The organism is Enterococcus rivorum (genome assembly GCF_001742285.1).
Lineage (GTDB): Bacteria > Bacillota > Bacilli > Lactobacillales > Enterococcaceae > Enterococcus_L > Enterococcus_L rivorum.
This window is the reverse complement of record NZ_MIEK01000001.1, coordinates 101,081-114,485: the sequence shown is the minus strand read 5'-3', so window position 1 is coordinate 114,485 and position 13,405 is coordinate 101,081. Positions and strand designations below refer to the sequence as shown.

10 protein-coding genes are annotated in these 13,405 nt (G+C 34.8%); 8 read left to right on the top strand and 2 right to left on the bottom strand.

What is annotated here, in order from left to right; all coding sequences use genetic code 11:
• Nucleotides 1-49: 49 nt before the first annotated feature.
• Nucleotides 50-379, bottom strand: a complete 330-nt coding sequence (locus tag BCR26_RS00530) for a hypothetical protein (protein WP_084386964.1) — start codon at nt 377-379, stop codon at nt 50-52.
• 418 nt (nt 380-797) lie between these two features.
• Between BCR26_RS00530 and BCR26_RS00525 the strand changes: the two genes are divergently transcribed.
• From BCR26_RS00525 to BCR26_RS00500, 6 genes are all read left to right on the top strand, one after another.
• Nucleotides 798-2,012 carry a coiled-coil domain-containing protein gene (locus BCR26_RS00525; RefSeq protein ID WP_069697003.1) on the top strand — a complete coding sequence of 405 codons (1,215 nt, stop codon included), beginning with the start codon at nt 798-800 and terminating at the stop codon, nt 2,010-2,012.
• Nucleotides 2,013-2,030: 18 nt separating this feature from the next.
• Nucleotides 2,031-3,689, top strand: coding sequence for a glucosaminidase domain-containing protein (locus tag BCR26_RS00520; RefSeq protein WP_069697002.1), 1,659 nt, complete (start codon nt 2,031-2,033; stop codon nt 3,687-3,689).
• Nucleotides 3,690-3,715: 26 nt separating this feature from the next.
• Nucleotides 3,716-5,044: a hypothetical protein gene (locus BCR26_RS00515; protein WP_069697001.1), complete on the top strand. Its 1,329-nt coding sequence runs from the start codon at nt 3,716-3,718 to the stop codon at nt 5,042-5,044.
• Between the two features lie 301 nt (nt 5,045-5,345).
• Nucleotides 5,346-6,533, top strand: coding sequence for a methionine adenosyltransferase (metK, locus tag BCR26_RS00510; protein ID WP_069697000.1), 1,188 nt, complete (start codon nt 5,346-5,348; stop codon nt 6,531-6,533).
• A gap of 181 nt (nt 6,534-6,714) precedes the next feature.
• Nucleotides 6,715-8,175: an MDR family MFS transporter gene (locus tag BCR26_RS00505; RefSeq protein WP_069696999.1), complete on the top strand. Its 1,461-nt coding sequence runs from the start codon at nt 6,715-6,717 to the stop codon at nt 8,173-8,175.
• Nucleotides 8,176-8,213: 38 nt separating this feature from the next.
• On the top strand, nt 8,214-9,002 hold the full coding sequence (locus tag BCR26_RS00500; RefSeq protein WP_069696998.1) for an alpha/beta hydrolase: 789 nt from the start codon (nt 8,214-8,216) through the stop codon (nt 9,000-9,002).
• A 91-nt stretch (nt 9,003-9,093) separates the two neighbouring features.
• Here BCR26_RS00500 and BCR26_RS00495 read toward each other — a convergent pair whose 3' ends face one another.
• A complete protein-coding gene (locus tag BCR26_RS00495; protein WP_069696997.1) occupies nt 9,094-9,735 on the bottom strand; it encodes a TetR/AcrR family transcriptional regulator C-terminal domain-containing protein in 642 nt (213 codons plus the stop codon).
• A gap of 175 nt (nt 9,736-9,910) precedes the next feature.
• Here BCR26_RS00495 and BCR26_RS00490 point away from each other — a divergent pair, with 175 nt between their 5' ends.
• Nucleotides 9,911-11,626 (top strand): ABC transporter ATP-binding protein, encoded by a 1,716-nt coding sequence (locus tag BCR26_RS00490; protein WP_069696996.1) that lies wholly within the window; start codon nt 9,911-9,913, stop codon nt 11,624-11,626.
• On the top strand, nt 11,626-13,395 hold the full coding sequence (locus BCR26_RS00485) for an ABC transporter ATP-binding protein (RefSeq protein ID WP_069696995.1): 1,770 nt from the start codon (nt 11,626-11,628) through the stop codon (nt 13,393-13,395). Before BCR26_RS00490 ends, BCR26_RS00485 begins: the two co-directional genes overlap by 1 nt.
• Nucleotides 13,396-13,405 lie beyond the last annotated feature (10 nt).

Genomic DNA, 13,405 nt, shown 5'->3' with positions numbered 1-13,405 from the left:
CTATATTTAATAAAATAAAGAGCAGGCAACTAGTGGAGAAGTAAAAGGTTTAGTCTCCGTCTAGTTGCTTACTCTTAAGAAATTTTTCTATCAACTCTTCTAAGGCTTGATTAATTTCAAGACTATTTTTTTCACGAGAAAAAAATTTAGCAGGTGTCGTATACATATCTATAAGTTTTTCACCAATTACTTCATTTTCGTTAATTTTTACTGTAATTTGGGGATGTACAATTGTTTCGCCACAAGGACCACCAACTAAAAAGGCGAGTTCAAAGGTTTCACTATCTAAAGTTCGTATTCTATAATAACCATCTATAATAAATTCTTTATTTTCAGTGAAATTATTTTGAATCAGTTTGAATTGCTGTTTAATATCCATTATTTTAGACCTCCTTTTTAAATAGTTTACCATATTTTTTCCGAAAAATATTATCTTTTATATGAAAGAATTCGAAACTAAAAGCCATTTCCCCGTTCTTTTTACGTAGGCAAGGATTGATCTTTTCAGATAATTGTCAATTTTTTCCTAATAATGATAAAAAAAGGATTGGACGAAATGAAGATAATGCATTAAACTTATATAGTATGTGAGAATATTTATTTTGTTTGAGAACTATTTTCTCATTAAAAATTAAATCTGTTTAAAAGTTGAAGCGATTTTAAAGATTAAAATTTTACCGACTAATGTGATTGCCATCTTAGTTTGCAATCAAAATGAAATGGGATTCTTTTTATTCGTCTACTTTGAAGTTAATAAATAAGAAAATATATATTTGAAATGGGAAGGCTGTGAACTCATGCTGAATTTTTTTAGCAAAAAATCAAAGAAATCGAAAAAATCAAAGAAGTCAAAAAAATATGATGATTATGATGAATTTGACGACGAAGAGTATGAAGACGACGACTACGATTATGAAGACGACGATGATTACGACGACGATTACGACGATGATGAAGATGATTACGACGATGAAGATGATTATGAAGATGACGACGATGATTACGACGACGATGATTACGACGACGATGATGATTATGAAGATGACGACGATGATTACGACGACGATGATGATTATGAAGATGATGAAGATGATTATGAAGACGACGATGATTACGACGACGACGAGTTTGAAGAAGCAAAATCTAAAGCTATCTTTCCAGTAAAGAAAAAAGCTAAATCAAAACAAAAGCCAAAGTCAAAACCAAAACCTGTCAAGAAAGCAAAAGAACGCCGTCCAAAAACGCCGATTGTTAATGAAGAGTTGGAAGAACTAGAAGATGAAAATGCCCAGCTTAAAAATGAACTACGCAAAATAAAATCGGAATTGAAAACGAATCTTCAAGAAAAAAGCACTTTGCAAGAAGAAATCGAAAGCTTACATTTAACGAATCAATCGATAGAAAATGAACTTGCGACTGTGCAAGCAATGCCGAAAGATTATGAAGCAAGACTTGCTGAATTGAAGCAAGTAAAAATTCAGTACAATGGTTTGTTAAGAGAAAATAATCGTTATTTAGATGAGCTAGATTTAAGTCGTAGAAAAGTGGAGCGTTATGCTTCTAAAATAAAACAATTCGAAAAAGAGTTAACATTAAAACAAGAGGAAATTGATAAGCTTTCAGAGCATCAAGTTGTTGTTACACCAGCAGAAACAAAAGTTGTGGACACAAGTGCTTATGAAGAACTTGCTCGTGTAAAATCAGAATTAGAAACTGCTAAACGACAGCTAGTTCAAAAAGAAGCAGAATCCAGTGTGCAATTAAGCAAAGAAGAACTGGGTGAAATTCTTATTGAAGCCAAAAGACAGGCCAAAGAGATTATTAATCAAGCAAATCGTAGAGCACAACTAGTTGAAGAAGAAACAAACCGAAAAGCAGTTGTTTTGAAACAACTAGAAAAAGCAACAAAAGAGTATGCAAGTTACTATAATCGAATTAAAAATGTTCAAGAAGAATCGGAACATGCTTTCAATCAAATCATTAACTTAGTAAAAGAAGATTCAGAAGAATAAAAAAAGGAGGACCAATTGGTGAAAAAAAGAAATCTTAACAGTAAAAAAATGCGCCTTTTAAGTGTAGGCTTACTGGCCTCAACTGCGGTCCTTTCTGTAGAAGATACACAACCTATTTTGGCACAAGATTCAAAAGATTTAGCAACAAAAGATGCGGAAGGGAAGGAGACAGTAAACATTCTGTCTTCTTCTAAAGAAGCGACCATTACTACTACAGAAGAATTTAGCAATTCTACATATGATACAAGTAACAGTGAGCCGATAGAAACAAGCACTACACTAGAAAGCAGTACAGACATTGAAGAGTCTGAAACAACTGATACAACAATAGAATCTACAACAGAGACAAGTAGTGAAAGCAGTTCGAGTACAACTGATTCAACAACCAGTCCATCAACAAGTACTTCGTCAAGTAGCTCGTCTTCAAGTACAAGTAGTTCTAGTAGCAGTTCATCAACAAGTTCTAGTACTTCGACAAGTTCAAGTTCTAAACCAAAACCATCTAAACCGAAACCGACAAAGCCTTCTAGTCCAAGACCAGAAAGACCGAGTCAACCCACTGTACCTGCACGACCGAATGGAAGTACAACCCCAAATTATGGTACTGGCGCTAACGCTTCTACACCAGTTGGAGAACAAGTTTTCCATATCAGTCCTAACTTGACTACAAAAGCTTTTGTAGGAGTTATTGGAGAAGATGCTCGTAATATAGCAGGGCAAAATAACTTATACGCTTCAGTGATGATTGCTCAAGCTATTTTGGAAAGTGCCTCTGGTAATAGTGCACTCGCTTCTGCCCCAAATTATAATCTATTTGGAATTAAAGGAAGCTATAAAGGACAGAGTGCTAATTTTCTAACGAGTGAAGATAATGGCTCCGGTGGAATGTATACGATTCGTTCTAATTTCAGAAAGTATCCATCGTACAAAGAGTCATTAGGAGATTATGTTAAGCTCATTCGTGGTGGAACAGATAGCAGTAATGGATTTTATAGTGGAGCTTGGAAGTCAAATACAAAAACATATAAAGATGCCACTAAATATTTAACGGGGCGTTATGCAACGGATACTAGTTATGCTGCAAAATTGAATAGCTTAATTGAAGCTTACAGTCTAACTCAATATGATGAGATAAAAGACAAAAAGTCTACTGATAGTAAAATTCTTACTAGTGTAGATAAAGTTGAAAAACGTAATACTGAAAAAGATCAAAAATTAGATTTTATTAGTCATACTGTAAAAAAAGGTGAATCGCTGAAGTCAATTAGTGATTTATATAATATTTCCACTCTAGCGATTTTGGAGAAAAATCAATTAGATCGACGCATGCTGTATGTTGGTCAAAAACTGATTATACCTAAACAAAAAAATCTAGAAACGACTCTTGTGAAAAAAGATGATGTTGTAGATCGCTCTTTAGAGGTTGTTAAGAAAGTATCAAGTGCTCTTACTGGAAAAGAAGTGCAAGTTGCAAAAAAATCAACTTCTGAATATCAAGTTAGTGCTAGTCGTAAAAAGACTGATGCGACGTATAAAGTGAAGAAAAATGATACATTAGCTAGTATTTCTAAAGAAACAGGTATTTCAGTTTGGTCATTAAAAGAATGGAATCAATTAGATAAATATTTCTTAACAGAAGGACAGCTTTTATTGCTAGCTCCATCGTATAATGTTTAATAAAAAATGGAAAGGGGGGCGGACCTGTGAATGAATTATTTGATGTATTTTTTCATCAAAAAGCAATTCCTGATGGAACAGGTACCGTTCTCTTCGAAGTAAAACGTCAAGAAGATTTTATTGATCTTTGCGAAGATCTCTACAATAAACAACTAGGTGGCTATTTGACTATATTTGATCAAGCCAAGCATCTAAAAAGAATTTCTCAACACCCATCTTTAGAAAAATACTTAGAAATTCAATTCTATCAAGTAGAATTAAATTGGGATGTTTTGTTAGATGAACTAAAAGAAATTTTTCCACAATTTATTTGGACCAAAGTGGTGGAAGAAGTAAGTGGCGCATTTAGTACATATTCTTGTGAGTTTATTCCTGTAGAATTTAAGGAAGATGCTTTTCCATTCCGGTTTAATTTGTCTGAAAGTATGAGACAAATGGGCTACTCTGGTGGAGAAACAGTAAGTGAAGTTCTTGAGGCTAGACTTCTGGCGCTTTTACAAGATGAGGATGAAGAAAAGAACCAAGGTTATGAGATACAAGAAGAAGTTTTCTTTCCTGTGAAAGTAACGTTAGCAGATTCAGAAGAAGCAACAGAAACCTTTGATGATGAGTCGCATGACATGGAAGAGTATGAAGTAGACGATGAAAAAGATGAGGGTAATAATTACGAAGAAGAAGAAGAAGAAGAAGAGCTGATTCCAGTAGTAGAAGCTGAGATAAGAAAACCTTCAAAAAAAGTAAGACCTGCGTCAAAACAAGTCGCTTCAACAGCTCCTATCGTGCGTTCTGATGAAAATGAAATCGTCTATTTGCAAGAAAGTATCAAAAGAGAAAAAGCGTCAAAGGATCGATTGCGAGTGGCAAAAGAAAAATTGGAACACGAGCTGCTCGCTATAGAAAATAGCTTATTGGTTAGCGGATTAAAACGATTTAAAACTCATAATAAATCAGAAGTAGACGAAGAAGATTGGTATAAACCAGTAAGAATCGACTTGATAAAATATGATGATTTATATAAAAAAGCTAAATTCATTGAACAGTCTTGGCGTTTGAACCGAGAATTAGTGACAATTACCGAAAAAATGGTTGTTACAAAGGACGAATTAGTTTATGAACGTGCACGGGTAGAAAAAGTTAAAAATAGCGTTTCAGAATTGGATTTGCAAACGATGATGGAACAATGTCATTTAATTGACGGACGTGTGAAAATCAGAAGAGGGTTCTTTTTCTTGAAACCAAGCGTTAAGCTTTATCAAATAGACTATGAACAATTAGAGAAAATCAGTGCTTTTTTTGATGTCATTCAAACAGAAAATCGATTATTGGAAAGAATGATTGAGCAAACACATTTGTAATATCCAAAATAGAAAATGTTAGAAAAGGTTGAGATGAATAAAATCTTAACCTTTTTTTAACATAATACAAAAAAGCGTAACTGCAGAGATGAGAATAACAAATAGTTATAAATTATTTCAAAAGAGCAGTATTTTATTTTTAAATCTGTTATACTGAGAACGTTACAAGTTCCCGAAAGGATTTGTTGTGACGAAAGAGAACAGAATAGTTGTGGTATTTTTTACTAAATAAGCATAGCTACTAAATTCTTTTGCGTAACAAAGATGCCTTGTAACCGAATATACTAAGGGGGAATACACTATGACAGAAAGACACTTATTTACATCAGAATCAGTTTCAGAGGGACATCCTGACAAAGTAGCGGATCAGGTGAGTGATGCCATTTTAGATGCCATTCTAGAAAAAGATCCAACGGCTCGAGTAGCATGTGAGACATCGGTTACTACAGGTTTAGTTCTGGTATTTGGAGAAATATCAACCACAGCTTATGTTGATATTCAAAAAATTGTTCGACAAACAGTCAAAGATATTGGCTATAAACATGCTAAATATGGATTTGACGGAGAAACGGTCGCTGTATTGGTAGCAATCGACGAGCAATCACCAGATATTGCTCAAGGTGTGGATGAAGCACTGGAAACTCGCGGAGCAAAAGATGAACAAGAGGACATCGGAGCTGGTGATCAAGGATTAATGTTTGGGTTTGCAATTGACGAAACGCCTGAATTAATGCCTTTACCTATTGCTTTGAGTCATCGACTAGTGCGGAAACTTGCAGAGCTACGTCGAGAGAACATCTTGACTTATTTACGTCCTGATGCAAAATCACAAGTTACTGTAGAATACGATGAGGCAGGGCAACCATTACGTGTCGATACCATTGTTATTAGCACACAACATGATGAAGAAATTTCCTTGGAACAAATTCAAAATGACGTAAGAAAATTCGTCATTGATGAAGTGATTCCAACCCATTTATTAGATGAAGAAACAAAGTATTTTATTAATCCAACCGGCCGCTTTGTAATTGGCGGACCACAAGGAGATGCTGGCTTAACCGGTCGTAAAATAATTGTAGATACCTATGGTGGATATGCTCGTCACGGAGGCGGAGCTTTCTCAGGTAAAGATGCAACAAAAGTCGATCGCTCAGCTAGTTACGCAGCGCGTTATATTGCTAAAAATATTGTTGCAGCTGGTTTAGCTAGGAAAGTTGAAGTGCAATTAGCTTATGCAATTGGCGTGGCACAACCAGTCTCTATTTCTATCAACACCTTTGGAACTAGTATAGTAACAGAAAGTAAACTAATAAAAGCAGTTCGTGAAAACTTTGATTTACGTCCTGCTGGAATAATAGAAATGTTAGATTTACGTCGACCTATTTACAAGCAAACGGCGGCATATGGACATTTCGGTCGTACAGATATTGAACTACCATGGGAGCAGACAGATAAAGTTGATGCTTTGAAAGCTAGTTTAAAGGAATAAAGAGGCGGCGTTGCTAATGAAAGTTAGCAACGCTATTTTGTTGCGAACAGATACCAAGTTATGCTAGTGTTAAACGAACAAACGAAAAATGAGTTGCTAAGAGCAAAATAATAGAACAATATTAAGCAAATAGAACAATTCATCGTTAAAATGTATTAAAATAGTAAAAGGACGTGTTTTAGTGGAAAGAAAAACAAATGTAAAATTGGTGACAATCAGTGTGTTTGTTGCTACATTTATGACAGCAATTGAAGGAACGATTGTTTCAACAGCGATGCCAACTATAGTAGGTTCGCTACAAGGAATGGAAATCATGAATTGGGTGTTCTCAATTTATTTACTAACGAATGCGATGTTGACGCCTATTTATGGGAAGTTAGCAGATAAAATAGGTAGAAAACCAATCTTCATTATTGGAATTATTATTTTTATTATTGGTTCATCGTTATGTGGTTTAGCTCAAAATATGATAACATTGATTATTGCTAGAGCTATTCAAGGAGTTGGGGCAGGTGCAATCATGCCAGTAGCCTTAACAATTATTGGAGATATTTACTCACTAGACAAACGAGCAAAAATTTTAGGTTTGAACAGTGCTGCTTGGGGGATTGCTAGTATTTTTGGTCCGCTAGCCGGAGGATTTATTGTTGACACTGTCGGTTGGCATTGGATATTTTTTATTAATGTTCCGATAGGTATTGTCTTATTAGTAATGATTAGTCGCTTTTTAGTAGAGCCAAAAAGAGAAAAATCAAAAGTTCCAATGGATATTATGGGTAGTCTATTGTTGATGACTGTATTGTTAACATTGTTACTAGGGTTTCAACTAATTGGAGATGGTGGCTTTGATCTGAAAGTGATTTTATGTCTATTATTATCTCTGGGACTCTTTATCTTGTTTATGTATGTTGAAAGAAGGGCAGAAGATCCTGTAATTGATTTGAAGCTATTCAAAAATTCTACATTTGTTATTGTAAATATTGTAGCAGCGTTGATTAGTGGTTTCTTAATGGGGGTAGAGGTTTATATCCCCATGTGGATGCAAGGTGTATTAGGAAAAAACGCAGCAATCGGAGGACTAATCTTAGCACCAATGTCTCTTTTATGGATGGTAGGTTCTTTTTTAGCTAGTAATTTAATGGAAAAAAATACCACTAGAAAAGTTTTAATGATTGGTTTAAGTATTACTTTATTAGGAGCAGCAGGATTAGCTTTTGCTTCATCCACGGCGACCTTTGTATGGTTCTTGGTTATTTCTTCTATTTTGGGAATTGGGTTTGGGATTACGATTACAACGACAACGGTAACTGCCCAAAGTAGTGTAGATTCTTCTAGAATGGGTGTTGCTACATCGTTTAACACTTTAGTTCGTACAATTGGTCAGACATTAATGGTGGCAGTTTTTGGAGTGATTTTAACAAGTGTTACAACGAATAAAATGGCGGCAAGTCCGTTGCCTTTAGATACAGATGTTATGAACAAACTAGTTAATCCACACACAGCAAATACAATTGCTGCAAAATTACTGGTTCCATTGCGTACAATTCTTTATGAAGGGTTACATTCTGTTTACTTTGTGGGCATGCTGATTGTTTTATTAGCTCTAATTTTGAATCTCTTTTTTAAGAGGAAAAGTAATTAAGTTCATTGTAAAATGAAAAAGTGAAGGAGGAAGTAGGTATGGCTTTTTTACAGGCAAATGTTTATTCAAATGTTTTAGGGATGGAGGTTTCGATTGATCTTATTTTACCTCAAAAGACTGAAAAGAAAATAGGAACAAGTACAGTGGGACAAATGTCAGATATTCCTGTTCTGTATTTGCTTCACGGGATGGGTGGAAATCATAGTGCTTGGGAACGGCGGACTTCTATTGAAAGGTATGTTAGCAAGCTTGGGTTAGCTGTTATCATGCCTTCAACAGATTTAGGTTGGTATACTGATACAACTTATGACATGAATTATTGGACGTTTCTATCACAGGAACTTCCTGAAATCTTACAAGAATTATTTCCTCAATTAACTACGAAGAGGGAGAAAACTTTTGCTGCTGGATTATCTATGGGAGGATATGGAGCATTGAAGCTTGGTTTAGCTTTGCCAGAAAAATTTGGTGCAGTTGCTTCTTTGTCTGGCGCTGTGAACATTGCTGAGCATGTAGACGCCTTTTTAGCAGTTAGAGGTAGAAATTACTGGGAAGGTATCTTTGGACCATTAGAAGAGTTAAAAGGCTCTGTAAATGATCCGATGTATCTATTAAATGAACTAGTCAAAAGCGGAAAATCAATACCGAAAATCTTTCTTTGCTGTGGAGAGGAAGATGACCTCTTGCCGTTAAACAATGAAATGACGAAAGCTTTAACAGAGGCTAATATTCCACATACCTTTGAAGTGGGTCCTGGCAATCATACGTGGGAATTTTGGGATCAATGGATTCAGAGAGTATTAGACTGGTTACCATTAGAAAAATAAAAAAAGACACTGGTACGATTAAAAGAGGAACAGCCTGTGCAGTACTGGAATCAGTTAGCATAAGGAATCTTTTATACCAGTGTTTTTCTATTTAAATCGATAAACCATTTAGAAAAATAGCTAGAGATTCCAGAAATAAATCTTTCTGTTTTGTTTCTTGCCGATATTGAATATTCTCAGCTATATGAGCTAAATTGTTATCTTGAACGTATTGTTTCATTAAATCAACTTGTTGATGGAGGTAAGAATCACCTGCTAGAAATCGGGTATGCAATTTTTTTTCTTCAGAAGAATCGACCAACATACCAAATAGCAAATGTTGCAAGGAAGACACGATTATATAGCTACTTGAAACCGAAAATCCTGCTTCATGTAAAATTTTCAACATAGCATCGAGATTTTTTAATCTAGTTGGGTAAGAGGGCACGGTATTCATTTCAATTTCTACCCCACAAGGATATTGCAGATAAAGCTCATAGTAACTTTCCATATATGCATAAATGGTTTCTTTCCAATTGTTTTGTTGTTTGGGTGGGCAAAAATGTCTGTCCATTTCTTCTGCCATCTGTTGAAGTAAAGCTTGTTTACTGTCAAAATACCAATAAATTGCTGGTGCTTGAACAGAAAGTTTAGTTGCTACTTTACGCATAGAGAGAGTACTTAATTCAGGAGTTTCCTTCAGTAAATCAAAAGCAGCTTGGACAATTTTTTCTTTGGATAATTTTGGTTCCATTTATTGGTCATCCTTTATAGTGATTTTTTTGAACAAATATCTTGTATTTATAAGCTAAAAATGGTAAATTATTTTGCAGCCTAATTTTACAGTGTTAAGTAAATAGAGTCAATAGGATAACGCTTGTTTTTATTAGGTACCATCAGTAGAGATTCAATAGGAAAGTGGGGATAAGATGAGTATTGTTTTAGAACATGCAAAAAAGTATAAGCTAGAAGTGGCAATAGCCTTAATTACTGTTGTTATTATGGTCATGTCAGCATTATGGCAGCCTAAATTACTTCAAAAAGTATTAGAAGCAATTATTAAGGAAGATAGTAATAAAATGAAAGAATTAGGGATCTATCTAATTGGAATTGCCCTAATTGGATTGATTGCGGGAGTTGTGAATACCATCTTTTCAGCAAAAGTTGCCCAGGGGGTTAGTGCGGATATCCGAGAAGCAACGTTTAGAAAAATCCAAACTTTTTCATTTGGAAATGTGGAGCAGTTTTCAGCAGGAAATTTAGTTGTTCGATTAACGAATGATGTTACACAAATCCAAAATGTTATTATGATTGCTTTACAAACACTATTTAGAATTCCGATTCTTTTTATCGGAAGTTTTATTTTAGCTATGACCACGTTACCGCAATTGTGGTGGGTTATTGTTCTTTTAGTTATAGCAGTAGGAATTATTAGTGCTCTTTCATTTTCTCGAATGGGCAAACATTTTATGATTATCCAAAAATTAATTGATAAGGTCAATGGCATCGCCAAAGAAAATTTATTGGGGATTAGAGTCGTTAAATCATTTGTACAAGAAAAAAATGAACTACAACGATTCGGCAAAGTCAGCGATGAGCTATCTAAACACAATATTATCGTAGGAACACTTTTTTCAGTTATGATTCCATCCTTTATGTTAGCAGCGAATTTAGCCATCGCAGGTTCCATCTTTTTTGTTAGCAATTTAGTAAAAGATGATCCGACTGTTATTGGTGGGATTGCTTCATTTATGAACTATTTGATGCAAATTATGATGGCAATCATTATTGGAGGCATGATGATGATGATGACATCTCGTGCTGCTGTATCAATTAAACGGATTAAAGAAATTATGGATACAGAACCAGATATTACGTATCAAGATGTTCCAGAACAAGAGCTTAGTGGAAGTGTCCAGTTTGACCATGTAAGTTTCCGTTATCCAGGAGATGATACAGATACCTTGAAAGACATTTCATTCTCTATTAACCCTGGAGAAATGATTGGTGTAGTAGGCGCTACAGGAGCTGGTAAATCTACTTTGGCGCAGTTAATCCCTCGTCTATTTGATCCAACGGAAGGTACTGTAAAAGTCGGAGGAGTTGATTTACGTAAAGTGAATGAACACAGCTTACGCAATGCAGTTTCTTTTGTTTTGCAAAAAGCCATTTTATTCTCAGGAACAATTTCTCAAAATTTGCGTCAAGGGAAAAAGGATGCAACCGTAGAAGATATGACTCATGCAACTCAGATTGCTCAAGCAAGAGAGTTTATTGAAAAATTAGCGCTTCAATATGAAGCACCAGTTGCCGAACGAAGCAATAACTTTTCTGGCGGGCAAAAACAAAGACTTTCGATTTCTAGAGGTGTCATTGGTGAGCCTAAGATTTTGATTTTAGATGATAGTACTAGTGCGTTAGATGCTCGCTCAGAACGATTGGTTAGAGAAGCGTTAGACAGTGAATTAAAAGATACAACAACCATTGTCATCGCACAGAAAATCTCTTCTGTAGTAAAAGCCAATCGAATCCTAGTTTTAGACAAGGGTCACCTAGTAGGCGAAGGGACACATGAAGAATTAGTCAAAACAAATGCTATTTATCAAGAAATATATGAAACTCAAAAAGGAAAGGATGAGGACTAATGACTGATTTAGTAAAAGCAAGTAAGTTCTTTTTTCACTATTTAAAACGTTATAAATACTCGTTCTTTTTTATCTTTTTGGCAATAGTATCGGCAACCTATTTACAGGTGAAAGCTCCGCAATTTATTGGAGAAGCGATACAGGAACTAGCTAATTATGCACAACAATTAATGACCGGAACAGATGATAAAAGTAAGTTTGTCAGTATTATCTGGAAACTAATTTTATTCTATGTGATGTTAAGTGGTGCTAACTTTATCTATAGTATCCTCTTTACTCAGGTAGTTGGGAAGTCAACCAATCGGATGCGAATAGGATTGTTCAACAAATTAGAAAAACTAACAATTCGTTTCTTTGATTCTCATCAAGATGGGGAAATTTTAAGCCGATTTACAAGTGATTTAGACAATATTCAAAATAGTTTGAATCAAGCGTTATTGCAGTTTATGACGAATATCGCGTTATTTGTTGGAATTCTTATTATGATGTTTAGACAAAATGTTGAATTAGCTTGGGCAACTATTGCTTCAACACCTGTGGCAATTTTGATTGCCGTATTAGTGATTAGCAAAGCACATAAATATGTTGATATCCAACAAGATGAAGTTGGAAAATTAAATGGCTATGTGGATGAAAAAATTAGTGGTCAACGCATGATCATTACTAATGGTTTGCAAGAAGAAACCATAAATGGATTTTTAGAACATAATAAAACGGTTCGTGAGGCAACGTTTAAGGGACAAGTATACTCAGGGCTTCTGTTCCCAATGATGCAGGGAATGTCACTTATCAATACGGCTATTGTTATTTTCTTTGGGGGCTGGTTAGCTGTCAATGGTAGCTTAGATAAGTCGGTTGCTTTAGGTTTAGTAGTGACATTTGTCCAATATTCTCAACAATACTATCAACCTTTAATGCAAATTTCTTCTGGTTACAACATGATTCAGTTAGCAGTAACAGGTGCTAGACGTTTGAATGAAATGTTTGATGAGCCAGATGAAGTTAATCCCGAAAATGGGAAGGAAATTGCAGGGATTAATCATTCTGTTTCTTTGAAGAATGTTGATTTTAGTTACGATTCTGAAACGCCAATCTTAAAAGATGTATCAATTAACGTCAACAAAGGTGAAATGGTTGCTTTAGTTGGTCCAACAGGTTCCGGAAAAACGACAATTATGAATCTATTAAATAGATTTTATGATGTTAACAAGGGTTCTGTCTTGTTTGATGACACGGATATTCGTGAAATTGAGTTAAGTAGTTTACGTTCACATGTAGGAATTGTATTACAAGATTCAGTACTATTTTCTGGTACAATTAGAGAAAATATTGCTTTTGGGAAACCAGATGCTACCGAAGAAGAAATTGTAAATGCTGCAAAACAGGCAAATATACATGACTTTGTTTTATCTTTAGAAGAGGGCTATGATACTCTAATTACAGAAGAAAATAATATTTTCAGTACAGGTCAAAAACAGTTAGTCAGTATTGCTCGGACGATTATTACCAATCCAGCCTTGTTAATTTTAGATGAAGCTACTAGTAATGTTGATACAGTAACCGAAGCAAAAATTCAAAAAGCAATGGATGAAGCGATTAAGGGCCGAACCAGTTTCGTTATTGCTCATCGTTTAAAAACAATTTTAAATGCAGATCGAATCGTTGTGTTAAGAAATGGTGAAGTGATTGAAGAAGGAAGTCATCATGAGCTATTAAAACAAAATGGTTTTTACGCAGAATTATATTATAATCAGTTTGTTTTTGAATAAAGATAGGAAT

What these genes read in the sequence shown, in the direction of transcription:
- BCR26_RS00500 (WP_069696998.1), top strand. Translation starts at nt 8,214, where the DNA reads ATGGCTTTTTTACAGGCAAATGTTTATTCAAATGTTTTAGGGATGGAG.
- BCR26_RS00485 (WP_069696995.1), top strand. Translation starts at nt 11,626, where the DNA reads ATGACTGATTTAGTAAAAGCAAGTAAGTTCTTTTTTCACTATTTAAAA.
- BCR26_RS00495 (WP_069696997.1), bottom strand. Translation starts at nt 9,735, where the DNA reads ATGGAACCAAAATTATCCAAAGAAAAAATTGTCCAAGCTGCTTTTGAT.
- BCR26_RS00525 (WP_069697003.1), top strand. Translation starts at nt 798, where the DNA reads ATGCTGAATTTTTTTAGCAAAAAATCAAAGAAATCGAAAAAATCAAAG.
- metK (WP_069697000.1), top strand. Translation starts at nt 5,346, where the DNA reads ATGACAGAAAGACACTTATTTACATCAGAATCAGTTTCAGAGGGACAT.
- BCR26_RS00530 (WP_084386964.1), bottom strand. Translation starts at nt 379, where the DNA reads ATGGATATTAAACAGCAATTCAAACTGATTCAAAATAATTTCACTGAA.
- BCR26_RS00490 (WP_069696996.1), top strand. Translation starts at nt 9,911, where the DNA reads ATGAGTATTGTTTTAGAACATGCAAAAAAGTATAAGCTAGAAGTGGCA.